This window comes from Kribbella rubisoli, from assembly GCF_004217145.1.
GTDB classification, from domain to species: domain Bacteria; phylum Actinomycetota; class Actinomycetes; order Propionibacteriales; family Kribbellaceae; genus Kribbella; species Kribbella rubisoli.
The window spans coordinates 793,498-808,796 of the sequence record NZ_SHKR01000013.1 but is presented as its reverse complement, the minus strand read 5'-3'; the positions used below and the strand labels follow the sequence as shown (position 1 = coordinate 808,796).

At 63.6% G+C, this 15,299-nt stretch carries 6 protein-coding genes and 1 pseudogene; 2 read left to right on the top strand and 5 right to left on the bottom strand.

What is annotated here, in order from left to right:
* Positions 1-97: 97 nt before the first annotated feature.
* On the top strand, positions 98-1,021 hold the full coding sequence (locus EV645_RS23950; RefSeq protein ID WP_130446185.1) for a hypothetical protein: 924 nt from the start codon (positions 98-100) through the stop codon (positions 1,019-1,021).
* 445 nt (positions 1,022-1,466) lie between these two features.
* Here the strand turns inward: EV645_RS23950 and EV645_RS23945 are convergent, their stop codons facing one another.
* From EV645_RS23945 to EV645_RS23935, 3 genes are read right to left on the bottom strand one after another with little or no spacing between them, the layout of a single operon-like run.
* Positions 1,467-2,564, bottom strand: coding sequence for a DUF3320 domain-containing protein (locus tag EV645_RS23945; protein WP_130446184.1), 1,098 nt, complete (start codon positions 2,562-2,564; stop codon positions 1,467-1,469).
* The gene (locus tag EV645_RS23940) at positions 2,561-6,037 is read right to left on the bottom strand and encodes an SNF2-related protein (protein WP_206751450.1); all 3,477 of its coding nucleotides are present in this window, start codon (positions 6,035-6,037) and stop codon (positions 2,561-2,563) included. Before EV645_RS23940 ends, EV645_RS23945 begins: the two co-directional genes overlap by 4 nt.
* Positions 6,019-10,137 (bottom strand): Eco57I restriction-modification methylase domain-containing protein, encoded by a 4,119-nt coding sequence (locus EV645_RS23935; protein WP_130446182.1) that lies wholly within the window; start codon positions 10,135-10,137, stop codon positions 6,019-6,021. Before EV645_RS23935 ends, EV645_RS23940 begins: the two co-directional genes overlap by 19 nt.
* A gap of 1,049 nt (positions 10,138-11,186) precedes the next feature.
* Between EV645_RS23935 and EV645_RS23930 the strand changes: the two genes are divergently transcribed.
* Positions 11,187-12,977, top strand: a complete 1,791-nt coding sequence (locus EV645_RS23930) for a GmrSD restriction endonuclease domain-containing protein (RefSeq protein ID WP_130446181.1) — start codon at positions 11,187-11,189, stop codon at positions 12,975-12,977.
* Positions 12,978-13,515: 538 nt separating this feature from the next.
* Here the strand turns inward: EV645_RS23930 and EV645_RS23925 are convergent.
* Positions 13,516-14,276, bottom strand: a pseudogene (locus EV645_RS23925) (integrase core domain-containing protein); the annotation flags it as partial.
* 391 nt (positions 14,277-14,667) lie between these two features.
* A complete protein-coding gene (locus tag EV645_RS23920; RefSeq protein ID WP_130446179.1) occupies positions 14,668-14,877 on the bottom strand; it encodes a hypothetical protein in 210 nt (69 codons plus the stop codon).
* Positions 14,878-15,299: the final 422 nt, after the last annotated feature.

The window sequence follows — 15,299 nt, the reverse complement described above, 5'->3', positions numbered from 1 at the left end:
TTGCACAAAGCTGCAATAGTCCACCGTTCTGTCGAGGCAGGCGCTAGGGTCAGCTCGACCTTGGGGGGTCGTGTGCTTCTCTGGAGGGGACTACTTAATGAAGTTGCAGCGTCTTGCGCTTGTCCTGGCTGGTGTCGGTCTGCTGGCCTCCACTGCCACCACCACTGCTAGCGCGACATCAACGGCCTCCGCCGCGCGCGGCTCAGCCGCCGCCGCGACCGAGAACTGCGGGAGCTCGGTCGTCTGGCCGACCAAGGCGAACGTCGTGGACACCGTCGACATCGGCGCGCACAAGCCGCCGAGGCTGGTGTACCCGCCGTACGTGTACTCGAAGTTCTTCGCCACCCGCTTCATGGACAGGTGGTACCTGGCGTGGAACGCCGCGGGCACGCAGTACTACGCCTTCGGCCTCTTCCTGCTGGGCTCGAACCTGTACCGGCAGACGACCGTCCTCTCCGGGCGGAGCCCGGCGCAGTCGACGGCGGTCAGGGTCGGCACTGGCTGGGCGAGCTTCACGTCCATCGCCACCTCGAACTATCCCCTCAAGGGATCCCGGCCCGCGTACCTGTACGGCCTGAACAGCAACGGCAACCTGTACCGCTACGCCCCGAACGGCACCGGGTACAAGTCGGCCGGCTCGTTCGCAGGCTTCAAGGGCTTCAAGACGATGACCATGATCAGCGAGGAGATGACCTACGACACCCTCCTCATGACCACGAAGGCAGGCGCGCTCTACACAATCCACATCCCCACCACCACCAAGGCAAAGCCGGTCGTAAGGCTGATCCGGAAATCCGGCTGGGCGGCATACGAGTCCCTGGTCGTCAACAAGTGCGGCGTCAACGGCGCCACCATCATCACCGCCGTCGACCACGACACCGACACGGGCTACCAGTACGGCTTCAGCAAGTTCAACGGCACAGCCACCGCGACGATGTCCTACGGCAAGATCCCGGCCACCTTCAACGGAACCAACCACGCAGCCCTCACCGGCTTCCAATTCCTCCTCCTAGCCGAGTAGCCGCAAACCCGACAATGGCCTCCAACCTGCTTACGCAGCTCAGAGACCATTCTTCAAAGGTAGGCCCCGTGGGACTCGAACCCACAACCCGCGGAAACTGGCAAGAATACGCTCATCGTTGGTCATCAATTGGCGAAACCTACCCGTGACCTGCGGATTCACGGCACCAGGCTTCTCATTGGTGACCATGCTCAGCCAGCGTCTTCCGTTGATTTTGCCGAGTAAAGGCGGACAACAACTCAAGATGGTCGAGATCGCGGGAAGTTGGCCGTCTCCCCGGTCGGCAGCTGCTGGTGGAAGAACGCGGAGAAGCGCGAGCGTGTCGACTGGCCAGTTCGTTTCTCGCTCATTGGCCTCCTTGAAGACTGCCCCCGCTGACGGCGACGAGTGCAGGCCGGTGGCCAGCATTTCCACATCCCGTTGAGGTCTCCGCTACCTGAGGCCCTCAGAGTAGTGCCCGCGCCTTGTCAAGGTGGACGGCGAACTGCTTGGTCTTGCGCTTGCGCCCGAAAGTCTGGAGAGTGGCGGCGTCGAGGCTGGCGTCACTGAGGCTCGGCGTGGCGGTCTTCAGTAGGCGCATGGCGTTCACGATCTCCACCGGGCTGATCTCGGTGAACGGTCGATCGACAGTGCTGTCGTTGGGGCGGAACTCGCGCCAGGTTTTCGAGTCGAGCTCGCTCGGCCACACGAACCTTTCGTCGTCGACCAGCAGGCCGGTCTGCCTGATCTGGTAGGTCAGCCTCTTCTCGCGCGCAGGCCATAGACGCTGGACGCCAAACGAGGCCGCCGTGAGCTGCGCCAGCCTGTCGATGTGGATCGGCCCCTCGAACTCGGCGATCTCGGTCGCGACGGCGCGGACCTTTTCCTTTGCAACCTTCTTGGGGAGGTCGTCGAGGACGGAGACGTCGCCTACGAGCACGACTGCCCACGGCTCGAACTCGAAACGGCCCGCTCCGATGGTCGGGGTGCTGGTCGGGTCGGCGCGAGTGAGCATGGCCGGGTCGGGGCGGACGACGTCAGCGGCGCGGGGCTCCTTCACGGCGGGCTTCGGAGCCGCAACAGGCGCCATAGTTGCGGGAGCGACGTGCGAAGCGACGCCCTTCTCCTCAACCAGCTCGTTGAACGCCTCGTCCCTCAACTTGCTTGCACCGGCAATACCCGGGCCGTCGCCGAAGTGCTCCAGCAGTCGAACTGCGAAGTCGTGGGCACGCCACGCATCCAGCGTGGTCAGCTCGTCGTGGTGGGCCCAGCGGTTACGGACAATCCGCAGCTCGCTGCCGAGCGCGCTCACCAAGCGTGTGTGGTCGTCGAACGGGAAGCCGAGGTTGCCGAGCCGTTCTGTGATGGCCTTGAGCTGTGCCTGAAGGTCGGTCGAGACGTAGGACTTCGGCGGCTTGCCACGCATCTTGTCCAACTCGGTCAGTACCGTCGGCCACGGCAAGCCGCGAAGGCTCGGGCCTAGCTTCGCGCCGATGATCGGGTCGAGTCGGCCGGCAAGGTGATGCAGTCCCTTGTCGACTGAGTGACGTGCATCAAAGGTCATCCGGCGGTCCCGTCAACGGACCTAGTTCCCTTGACCGCCAGCCACGTCACGAGGCGGACCTCGTGCTTCTCGATGTCAGCCAATGGCTCGCGCGGCGGCGGGGCGGTGATGCCGGCCTCGTCGAGGACTTCGGCGATGAGCCCGATGCGCTGTTCATCGGTGGCACCCTGGTTGAGGGCGCTGCGCACCTGCCGGGCGACCTTGGCGGTAGGGACGCTGCGCAGTCGGTTGGCGAGAGCGATCTGAGCGTCCCTTCCGAGGTACCCGCCCTTGCGAAGCACCAGCGAATACGCGTCACGGAACGACAGCGGCAGGTCGGGCTGGAACGCGTTCGGGTCGGTCAGTTCCTTCCATGCTGCGTACACGCTGTCACGGGCGACCTCCCAGGCGTCGAACGCGTGGTCATAGACGTCCTCGGGCAGCCATCGCTCGGCGATGGAGTTCTGCGGGTCGGCGACGCGCAACGAGATGAGTGTGTCCTGCGAGACGATTGGTACGCCGTCCTCCGTGAGCCGGAGAGACCAGTCGTCGTTGGCGGGGACATAGCGGAACCACGGCTTCGCGCTCTTGCCGATCTTGACGCAGAAGACGTAGCCGTTGCCGTGTACAACTGGATTCACGAATCCGCTGCCCGATCCGTATGGAAGCGACAGCACGTCGGACTTCAGGACGGGTTCCATGCTGAAGGCCCCGAAGAGGCGGCGGCGGTACTCCTCGCCGGACAGCGAGGCACTCGAACCACCTGCGTCGAGAAGCCTCTCAAACTCCTCGATGACCTGGTCGTCGGCGAGATTGACCTCGTGGCCCGGCCCGCGTCCCGGCAGGACTTCACCGGCACCGATCGCCGCGTCTGCGAGCGCGAGCTTTGCCTCCAGACGTGATTCCAACTCCAACAACGCATCAAGGCGTTCGGCCGGGAAGAACAGTCCGAGGTAGACATAGTCGTGCTTGGAGCCGATGCGGTCGACACGCCCATGGCGCTGAACGATGCGCATCGGGTTCCACGGCAGGTCGTAGTTGATCATCTGACCTGCCTGCTGGAGATTTACCCCCTCCGCGAGCACGTCGGTCGTGAAGAGAATGTCGAACTCGTCCTTGGCGGACGGCTCACCAGCAGCGTTGCGCGGTCCGGCCGTGGCAGGAGCGAACCCGGCAATGGTTGAAGCGCGACCACCCTGGTCAACGCCGCCGCTCGCACCGCGCTCGTGGGTCCTGGCGTAGGAACCCATGATCGGTGGGGCGACACGTTCACGGTAGTCGGCCAATGGTGAACCGGCAGGGGCGTTCTCGATCGCCTTCACCACGGTTTCGTGGATCGGGAGGATCGTGTCCGTGAATGCGGAAAAGATGATGACCTTCCGCCGGTCGGCATGGGACAACCCGCGCGGGTCAACGCGCTGGGCCTCGGCGGCGATCTGAATCAGCTCTTCGATCAGCCGCTCGGCCTTGGGCTCGATGCCGTCGATGACCACCTCGGCGAGGTCCCTCAGTTCTCGCAGCAGCGTGATGTCGGAGTCGACATCGACTTGCAGCTCGGACAAGTGGTAGCCGTCGACGGATTCGATCTGGTCGTCCTTGTCGAACTCAGCGACGAACTCATCGAGGTCGTCGGAATCCGATGACACCCACTCACTGAGTGCCTCACCTTTGAGGACGAAGCCCTTACCCAGTGCGCTAAGGAACGACTCGTGGGACACGATCATCTTCTCCAGCGAGGCATGCAGCGCCTGCGGACTGGACTCCAGTCGCTTCAGCAGGCCCGAGCGGAGAAGGCCGGCGTTCGTGATCTGGTACTCCTGCAAGTCGTGGTCGACCGTGTACATGCTGGAGAGGTAGCGCGCGAGCATCAGTCGCTTGGGGTCGCGGCTGCGATCCTCCCACGCTCGCGGCGTGTGAGGGTCGGCCGGATCGTCGAGCGCATAGACCATCGCATCGATGAGCGCGAGCCCGTCGGCGTCGAGGCCGTAGTCGATGCGGCGTACCTTGGGCTGAGGGAACTTGATTGTCGTGGGCTTGCCGTCCGGGCCGATGATCAGCTCGTTGGCATAGTGCTCCTTGACGAACTTCCGCGTACGGCGCACAGCGACTTGATCCATCAGGTCGAAGAGATGTTCAGGCGTGAGATTGGCGGGGTCGATGGCCTGTGCCTGCTTGATGTACTCGCGGATGCTCGGGATGCCAAGGGACGCGAACCGGGCGTCATCGCGAATGAAGTACTTGACCAGCGTCTCAAGGTCGTTCAGTGAGTTGTTGACCGGCGTCGCCGTGAGCAGCACAACCCGCTTTGGGCTGCCAGCGGTGATCACGCGGTCGACGGCACCGGAGCGTTGCGCACCTGAGTTGCGGAGGTTGTGAGCCTCGTCGATCACGATGAGTGAGTAGTCCTCGACCTCTTGCATGAACGCATCGATCGGCCCTTTGTCGGGGTCGAGGCGGTTGCGGACCTCTTCGTAGGAATAGACCTTTACCCAGCGGCTGAAGTCGTGGGTCTCCAGGAACGGCTCCCACATCGATGACTTCAGTGCAGCGGGAGCGACGACGAGCACACGCTGCCGGTTGACGTTCGCGGTGCGGTAGATGACTTCACCTGCGAGGAAGGTCTTGCCGAGACCAACTTCGTCGGCGACCAGCACGCCACCGTGCTCATCAAGCAGGCGCTCCATGCGAGCCACGCCGTCGGCCTGGAATCGGGTGAGATGCAGGCCCGTGCGGACGTTCGGGTTCTCGTCAGCGTCGAGGTGTTCCCCGTACAGCTCCCACAGCATCCGCAGGTAGACCGACCACGGCGTGTGTGGGTCCCATAGGCGGCCATAGAGCTCGGCAAGGTCGTAGGGATCGCTGAGGCTCCAGAAGTGCTCGAGCCACTCACGGACCTTGCCCGCCGAATGGGTGCCACCGCCCGTGCCAAGGTTCAGCTCGGCGTTGTGGGCGAGGCCGGCGTAGGTCATGTTCGACGAACCAGCTATCGCTGCCTGAGCAGCGCCGTCCTCGACGAGGTACGTCTTGCCGTGAAGGAAACCACCTGTATAGCGGCGGACTTCCACCTTCGCACTGCCTTCGGAGTCAACGCTCTGGAGCCACTCGACCATGCGCTTTGCATCGGACGTAGGCACACGCGCAAACCCCATCGTGTCCCGCTCGGCCTCCAGCCACGCCTGGTGGTTAGCGATCGCCGCGTCCCGACGTGCGTCCTGATCCGAGTCGCCCAAGGTGATAGCCCTGACCGAATCCTCCACCGGCTCCGCACCCAGCAGCAACCTCACGCGAGGCGCAGTCTCCAGCTCGTCGGCCAGCAGCGCGAACCCAGCAGGGTTGATGTACGCCGTCGCAATAGCTATGGGCGGAGCCGTCACCTTGTTCTCGCGTAGAAGGCGGAACAGCTCGTTGACTTTGTCGGCAACGGTCGACGTCGCGTCACTTGGTGCGCGGTTGGTGGCGAAGTCCGGAAGTTGCGTCATGTTTGGCCCTTCCATGCTCGATAGTGCTTCAGCACCGCATCGAGGCGCGATTCGTAGTTCCATCCGCGGTGGAAGGTCGCGAAGACATGCTCGACTTGCTCCTCGGTGAGGTCATATAGCAGCCCCACTAGGGCATCCAGCTCGGCCACCAGATCGGCCTTCTCGACGTGCGTTTTGACCGACCCAACCGGGACTCCCACGGTGGCCGCCCAATCCTCGAAACGATCGTCAACTGCTGCCAGCCGCGCAGCGATCCGGACCGTGCGAGCACAGATCGCGGAACTCGGTTCGTAGGGAGGGATCGGTAGTCCCTTAAAGATGTGGAGGTTCAAGTGCAGTTCGACATACCGCCGCGCGTACCAGTCCAGCGGGATGGAGCTCAGAACACCGAGCAGATAAGAAGCCTCCTTTCCATCGCCGTCCACCTGAAGTAGGTACGGGGCGCTGTTTTGACACACCGTCTCCGGTGGGATGAGTGCCGCGATACACGTACGAGTGTCCGTAGCCCTGGCGATGTCGCGGAAAACGATTCGTGCCTGGTGAAAGGAAAGACTGCTCCGGTCGTTCACAACGCTGGCGGGCAGGCCGTAGAAGGCGGAGCGCGTCAGCCGTGTCTGGTTCTTACGTTTGCCGAAGAGCGCGTCCTCAACCTTCTTTGGGTCGGCCCAGGCATAGACCTCCCCTGTCGTCGGTTCCCAGATATTGAACCCAGCACCGCCGACGACCGGTATCCGGTCGTCACCTTCTCCCAGCCCGCTGTCGAACGTCGGGCGATCGTTTGTGGCGTGCATCTCCGCAACCGGACGGAAGTCCCAGCCGGGTCGTCGGGCGTCCAGTCGCGGCGCCTCGCGCATTTTCGTAAAGATCGGTACAGAAGCGGCGTCGGAGAGATTGGGAACGGCTGCGCCAGACGACGCGGCGGCCAAGGTCGCGTACGTCGTTGCGCCCATCGAGTCCTTGCCGGCCATGAACTCCTGTTGGTTGAAGAAGGGTCCAGCAAGCTTGATGGCCCCGCCATCGGACGATTCCTTGGTGAGGGTAACCAGGGCAACGGTCCATTGCGGATGAATGGGAAAGACCCACTGACGATTGTTGAGTAGTGTCACGATCTCAACCTTCGCGTGCTCGAACACGGCCTTCCGCCAGTCAGCCCCACCTGCGCTGTTGATCTGCGATCGCGGGATGACAACACCGACCGAGCCGGCAGTTCGGCACAACTGCCAAAATCGCCAGGCGAAGGCGCTGTACAAGTCGATATCACCAGTCCCGAGACCGGGGTACGGTCCGGCGAGCAGTACCTTGCGCATGTCCGCGACGACTGCGCTCTCGCGCTCGAGCTCGCGCAGAAGATCGGGACGCTCTTCGCGCAGCCGCTTGACCTCTGCCTTCAACTCGGCTGGCTTCAGGCCCAGCAGCCCGGGCCGGAGTCGCAACCAGAATTTCGGCTCCTCGACCTGGAGTTCCTCCCACGGCGGGTTGCCCAGCAATACATCGAAACCCGGATTCGGCCGGACGAATACCTCTGGAAATAGGAACGGCATATGGGCCGGGTGGAGCGGCGCAACGAGAATGCCCGGTTCGTCCGAGTCGGTGAGCCTACCGAGGTGTTCCGGGCGCGTAATGCTCGTCGACCAAGCTCCGAGGCGGATCGCAACGGCGGCATCAAGGATCTTCCGTGCAGGCTCGGCCGCTGCACGTGCCCGCCCAAGCATCTCCGCGGCTAGCTGCACCTCAGCCTTCGTTCCCTCTGAGGCGTTCGCAACGTCCACCAGAATGGGCCGCGCCTGTTCGAGGTAGTCGGTGACGACGCTACGAAGCCACTGCTGATAGCCGCTGACCTTCGAGCCTGACGCGAGCCCGTCGAAGAGGGCCGCCGGGTTGTCGAACAGTGCGTCTTCGCCGTCGGGCGACGATTCAGCCATAGGAGCCGCCGTGAAGGACTCAGAGGCGCCAACAAGTGCGTCGACCGCTTCATTGATGGTGCCAATACCGGTGAGGCTGTTGGCGTTGACGAGCCCGTGATCAAGGTTGCTCATAGGGAGGCCTGGCACGAAGGTGTGGATCCAGAGAGCCAGGCGAGCGAGCTCGACAGCCATCGGATTGACGTCCAGACCATAGATGCAGCGGCGAGCGACCTGGCGTCGAAGCAGACCGACTTCGTCGACCTGGCTCTTAGCCACGTCGTCGGTGCCAAGCGCGTCGCGGGCCACCACTGCGAGCCGCAGCAGCTCCTCGGTGACACCGGGCACTGTGTGCTCGGTGAGGAAGGTGCGCATGAGCGCTTCGATCTTGTCGACCGCGGCGACCAAGAAGTGGCCGGATCCCATGGCGAGGTCGGCCACTCTGAAGTCGAAGAACTGGCGTGCGGCGGCTGAGGCGTCCCCGCTAGCCAGGTAGACGGCGATCGTCTTGAGGTGGGCGGTGAGCGACGGCACGATGGAGCGTTCGATGAGGTGGTCGACGACGACCTTTGGCGTGAAGTAAGAACCAGTGGCTTTCCGCTCGCCTGACGCGGTGTGGAAATAGACGGAGCCGGCTGGTGAGTAAACGTGCTCGCCCGGCTTGGCTGGTACCCAGGCGCCTCTGCTGTCAACAGTCAGATCCTCGTCCGCGCGCGAGAGCGAGCTGTCCAGGAGGCCCTCATAGATCGTGCCGAACTCGCGAACACTCAAGGAGCGGAAGTCCACCGGACCAAGCACGCCGTCGTTGTTCATGTCGATGAGGAGGCTCTTCAGCGCGGGTCCGAGCACGCTGTCGGGCAGCTCGATCTTCTTGATGAGAGCGCCCTCCGGCGAGCGGTCCGAGTCGGTCGAGAAGAGACCGCCGTTGTAGGACGGGATCTGCCACTGCTGATTGCCCCGGTCGATGGCGTTCCAGACCTGCACAAGGTCGAACCAGATGGTCGACGAGTCGCCGAACGCATCCGACTCCGAGTCCATCAGGCGTCGCGCGTTGGTTTTGAGGCTGTTGGCGTCGAAGCCCTCATTCCGTCCAGAGGGCAGGAGGCCGCGGTCCTCGGCGTACGCCTGGAAGAGAAGCCTGAAGAGGATACGCAGGGTTACTCTGTAGGCCAGCGACAGACCATCTGCGTCAAGCGGTACAGCCGCGTGCTTCGCGAGCCGCTGAGCAACCTCGACCGCGACGGGCGGGACGATCTCGTCGTAGATGCGCTCGCGGAGACGGGCACCGAGCTCGCTGGCGTAACGCGAGCTGTCACTGAGAAGTTCGTCGGCGGTGCCATCCGCTGCGAGTGCTTCAGCAGAGAAGATCAGAGGCAGGAGTGCCGCGTACTCCGAGTCGATGGTCGACAGATCGACCTCAAAGTACGTCTCGGCTTGACCCTTCGAGCCGACACCGACGCCATCGCGGCCAGGGTAGAGACGGATTTGATCCTTGCGCAGGACGACGAGCCACGGGACCTCCGCCCGCGAGGCAACGGCGAGACCGAATGCGACCGGCGAGAGTTGGAAGCGCTGGGTCTTGGCGTCGAATTGCTCGGAGTCGTCGAGCAGGACCGCCACGGCGTGTGGCGGGTGCCCGCCGATGGACAGCAGCATCGTGCCGTTCGGCCCGGGCAGCGTCCCGAAGCCAAGAGCCTCGACGAGCTGCTTGCCGCGCCTGCTGAGGAGCGACCCAGCCCTGTTGCCGAGCGCCTCCCAGTCGGAGCGCTTCGGCACGTTGCTGGTGATGTGGTGCGAGGCGAACAGGCCGCTGTTGGTGAAGCCTGCGACGCCCATCGAGTCGCTGGCTTTGCGGAAGCCGGCAAGCCGCTCGGTTGCGGCGATCTGATCCGGTTCGGAGAGAACGGACTGAAGCTGGCGCTCTGCTTGCTCCAGCGGAAGCTCGATCGGCTGCGCCTGTGGATCCGGACCAAAGAGGTGAACGGTCCCGTCGTGGATCACCGCGACAACAAGCTGGATCTGCGTCCTACCCTTGCGAGCGGTGAAGAGGTCCCGAAGTGCTTGACGGGAAGGCGCCGTCACGGCTTTCCCCATGGCCACCTGGAACCCGCCGAGGCCAAACGGGTCCGGGCCGAGGTAGACCTTCTCGGGTGTGACACCCGCAGGCGCTGACGCATCGATCCACGTCACAACCTTGTCGGCAGTCAAACGCACAGCGGCACTCCTGGGCTCGGATTCAGGGGACGCCATCGTGCAACCCCCAGTCAAAAGATTATCGGCGGCCGCCGACGATGAAGGAACGAACGTCGGCGTAGATCGCAGGCGGCGACCATACCGTCGCCAGGATCCCGACGGTGCAAGAGAGGCGCTACCAGGAGCGTCTGATACGCGACACCACGAGAGTTCGCGCAGACCGATCCGTGGTGACGTAACGTAGTGAAGTGTTCACTAGCGCACAAGGGAGGGTGCGAGGTGACCGATCTGCTCTGGAAGCTCGCCCCGCGGCGTCCGCGATACACCTCGCCGTACTCTTCAGCGGCCCTATGGGGCCCGTCCCCGCGCGAACCGGCAAGGTCCCGAAGGCGCTCGACGGCTTGGGACCAGTGTTGCCGCTTCCGCATGACCGCCAAGACGCCTGCAGTGGTAGGCGCGGTGCGACCTGTCGACTCTCGGTTCAAGATGAGGCCCCTTTTGCCACTAACTGGCACGCGCCGAATGTCTACAGGACGCGACTGACTGTAGCCCGGATCTTCAGCCACTCCGGGTTTAATACACACCGCCTTCGTTGGGAAGGTGGCATTCGTGATCGTCACGCGGTTCTCGACGACCCAGCCCAGAGTGGCTGAGGTTCCAGCCCGTCGGTGTGATGGTCGTGAACTGGAGCGATTCAGCAAGTCATGCGACAGTGAAGTCGTGAGCCGTCTCGTCGAAGACATCCGCCTTGCGCGCAGGCGTGGCGACTTACCCGAGCGCTTTCGGCCGGCTGATGTGCGTCGCGCTTGCCCAGGGTGGGCCGATCGCACATATGGTGTCTTTCTGCCCAAGCACCGCCGGGGCAATCCAGTGGGCTACACGGAGTACTTCGTTCGTCATCCCGATGGCTCCTACAGCCTCATCGAGTAACCGCCAAGTTGGGGGCGGGTAACTCCAATCCTCGCCACAGCTTTACAAGTTGCCTGTTCAGTACCGCCAAGTCCGTCACTTAGCCGGTGCGGATGTCGGAAGTCCCCACCAAACTTCCTGTGCACGAAGAGGAGAGATGAATGGCGAAGTACTCGGTAACGCAGTCAGCGGTCACGCAGTTGCTGACTGACGTGAAGGGCGACCGCATCGCCATCCCCGAGCTCCAGCGCCCGTTCGTCTGGGACAGCATCAAAGTCCGCGACCTCATGGACTCGCTCTACAAGGGCTACCCCGTCGGCTACCTCATCACGTGGCAGTCGGTCGGAGCCAAGCTCAAGGGCGGCCAGGTCGCAGCCCACCAGCAGATCCTCATCGATGGGCAACAGCGGATCACCGCCCTCCGCGCCGCCGTCGCCGGGCTCAAGGTGATCAACAAGAAGTACAAGGCCGTTCGGATCACCATCGCGTTCAACCCAATCACCGAGGAGTTCGCGACCCTGACCCCGGTCATCGGCAAGAACCCGCAGTGGATCTCCGATATCAGCGAGTACTTTAACGCCGACTCGCCGTTGTCCTTCGCGCGTGAGTACCTCGAGCGCAACCCCGACGTCGACGCCAAGACGTTCGAGACGAACCTGGCCCGGCTCGAGGGCATCAAGAACGCCCAGATCGGCATCATCGGCCTCGCCGACGACCTGGACGTCGAGACCGTCTCCGAGATCTTTATCCGGATCAACTCCAAGGGCGTCCCCCTCAGCAGCGCCGACTTCGCCATGAGCAAGATCGCGACCTACGGCGATCGCGGCCGAAACCTGCGCAAGCTCATCGACTACTTCTGCCACCTCGCTGTCGCACCCCACGCCTACGCCGACATCAACGAAAACGACCACGAATTCGCGGGCACTTCATACCTCAAGGCCATCAGTTGGCTGAAGGACGAGGCCGAGGACCTTTACGACCCCGAGTACAGCGACATCATTCGAGTCACCGGCCTCGTCGGCTTCAGCCGCGGCAAGGCGTCAAGCATCGTCAGCGAGCTGTCAGGGCGCGACCCGGAAACCCGGAGGGTCGACGAGGAGCGGATCCCGGTCGCGTACGACAAGCTCGAGCGTGCGCTGCTGCAGATCGTAAACAACTACCACTTCGACAACTTCTTGATGCTCATCAAGTCCGCGGGCTTCATCACGCCGGGGATGGTGAACTCGAAGAACGCCCTCAACTTCGCCTACGCCCTCTACCTCCGCCTGCGCGGGGACAAGGCCATGAGTGAAGGCGAGCGGAAGCGGATCGTGAAGCGCTGGTTCGTGATGTCGATGCTCACCGGCCGCCACTCCGGCAGCTTCGAGTCAACCTGGGAGCAAGACATCCGCCGGATCGGCGAACAAGGACCCGCGAACTACCTCAAGCAGGTTGAGGAATCCGAACTGTCGGACGCCTTCTGGGCAGTCGCTCTCCCTGCTGCCCTCGAGACGACGAGCACGGTCAGCCCGTTCTTCCAGACGTTCCTGGCCGCACAGGTGGCGAACAACTCTCGCGGATTTCTGTCAAAGGGCATCACCGTCGCGGCCATGCAACAACAGTCGGGCGACATTCACCACATCGTGCCCAAGGACTACCTGCAGAAGAACGGCTACCCGGACCGCGGCGACTACAACCAGGTCGCGAACTTCGCGCTCACTGAGACGGCGATCAACATCAGCATCAGCAACAAGCCGCCGATGCAGTACATGGCCGAGATCGCCACCCAGACCGAGTCCGCGCAGCTAGTCCTCGGAGAGATCACAGACCCTGATGACTTGGCTGCGAACCTCGCCGAGAACGCCGTCCCGGCCAGGTTGGCCCAGGTCACAGCCGGGAGTTACAAAGAGTTCTTGGTCGAGCGCCGGAAGCTGATGGCGGCGACCATCCACAACTACTACCAGGCCCTGTGACGACGGCGGGCGACCCTCTGTTCTCGCGATGGGGCGGCCGGTCCGGCTCTGCGTTGACGGTGGCTTCTAGACGCATTTGATCGACCAGACCTCGGGGATGCTGCGAGGAAGCACGGGGCACCACGGGCATCGAGGAAAGTCGATCCTCACCTGGAGGTTTGGCGGATCGTCCTCTCGGAATCGGACCGACGACCTTCTCCTCTCACCACGGGATCGGATGTTGCCCCACGTTCCGATCGGAAGGTGCGGTCTGCTCATCTCGGCCCTCCACAGTCCAGCTGCACGTGACAGCTCAACGGCTGGGCGGGCCGGGGATCGGACGAAACGAGAGCAGCGCGACAGGATGCGAAACGTCGCTCAACAACGCGCAGTCGGCTGCCCGTCGTGACTCTGCGTATTGGCAGAGTAAAATGCAGACCCGGCGGTCCCGGCCGAGACGCCGATAGGCGCCTGGCCTGCGGAAACTTGTAGGCCTGTTTGGCTTCGGGTGATCGTTGACGTGGTGGCTTCGGTTGTTGGTTGACACGTTGGTTTGAGATTAGTGCTGGTTTCTGGGGATGGATATGTGTTTCTTCCTGATGTGTCCTTGGGTGCTGCGGGGGACGGTCTTGAGGAGTTGGCGGCCGTCCCAGATGTGGAGGAGCTGGTTGGTGACGTGGACGTCGACGTTGTGGCCGGCGGCTGCCTTGCCGAGGCAGATCTGTTGCCAGGACACGGAGATGACGCCGTTGGATCCGGCGCGGCGGGCGATCCAGTCGCCGCCGGTGCGGTCCTCGAGTGGGCTGGCCGCTGTGGGTTGCCGGTGGGTTCAGTGCGGCGCTGGAAGCGTTCGACGGGCGGGATCATGCCGATGCCTTGGTGGGGACGGTGCTGGTTGTAGCCACTCACCCAGGCGTCGAGTTCGGCCTGTGCGGTGGCGAGGTCGGGGAAGATCCGGTCGGTGCGGAACTCCGCGCGCAGGGTGCGGTGGAACCGTTCTACCTTGCCGGTCGTGGTGGGTGAGCGGGGCTCGGTGAGCCGGTGGGTGATGCCGTTCTCGCGGCAGATCCGGTCGAACAGCACCTCGACCGGTGGGTGGTTGAACCGGCCGGTGAACACCTTGCCGTTGTCGGTCAGGATCTCCTCCGGTACGCCGTAGGTCCGCATCGCCGCCGCGAGCCCGTCACAGACCCTGGGCGCGGTCTCTCGGATCATCAGGTATGCGCAGATGCAGTACCGGGAGTGGTCGTCGATCCCGGTCAGCGCCTTCGCGCGGCGCCCGTCGGCCAGCTCGAAGCCGCCGACCACGTCCATCTGCCACCCTCACGCTAAAGCCGATCGTCGACTGGCTCCCATCCGCGCGGCGGTATCCTGTCTTTCTCCGCCTCTCGGCTGAGTCTCACTGTAGGGCCGGCGCCGACGAGCGCCTGGCCGCGGATGGCGTCGCACTCGAGGAGTACCTCTTCTCTGAGCCCCACCGACATCCGCTTCCCCAGACATGGCTGGCGTGGTGGCAGCTACCGACGACCCGTACTCGTACCGGAACCAGCGGCAGCCGCGCTGAGGGCACCGCGAGCGAACTGCAATGCGCGTCCTGCGGGATCTCATCGCCGTCAAGTGGCGGTTCGCACGTAAGTTCGGAGAAAGATGCGGCTGGCGGCGAACGCCCGCAGGTTCTGGCCGACAGGCTGACGCGTGGCCTGTCAACTGCTCAGTTCGTCGGCTCAGGTTCGTAATAGATCGCCAGCCCAAATCCATCCTGGTTCTCGTACGGTCCGTAGTCGACCCAGCCAAGCGCCTCGATGCCAGCGAAACCGCCGTCATTTTCGGCGGCCCACTGCGCCGCCGCCCGGAATATCTCAGCTGGGGAATCCCCATCGATATAGACAACCTCGACCTTGGCCGACTCTCGATCGATCATTGCTCCATCCTTTCACCTGATCGGGTGCGGCCGCAGTCCAGATCAGACCGTCTTCGTGCAGATGGGATGGGGCCATCCAACACCGGGCCTAGCTTCCTAGCGAACCACCGCTAGCAGCGGATCTCGGCCCGCAGACGCCCATCGTTTGGTCAAGCTCAGCGGCGACCCGAACACCCCCGGTGCCTGCGCTCTCGGGCGCACACCTTTCGCTGCCTGCTGTCGATTGTGGTGGGTAAGGAGGGACCTTTACGGCAAAGCCCACCATCGGCGTGGTCCACGGCTCGAACCAAGCAACGCAGCGAAGTCGGCGCTTCCAAAGCGGTCTGACACGGCAACGTGTCGTCCCGCTGGACAGCGGTCGTGCGCCCAAAGACCCGGTATGGGAGCTGGCGATCGATGCCGTGTGGCTGCGGGATCGGACC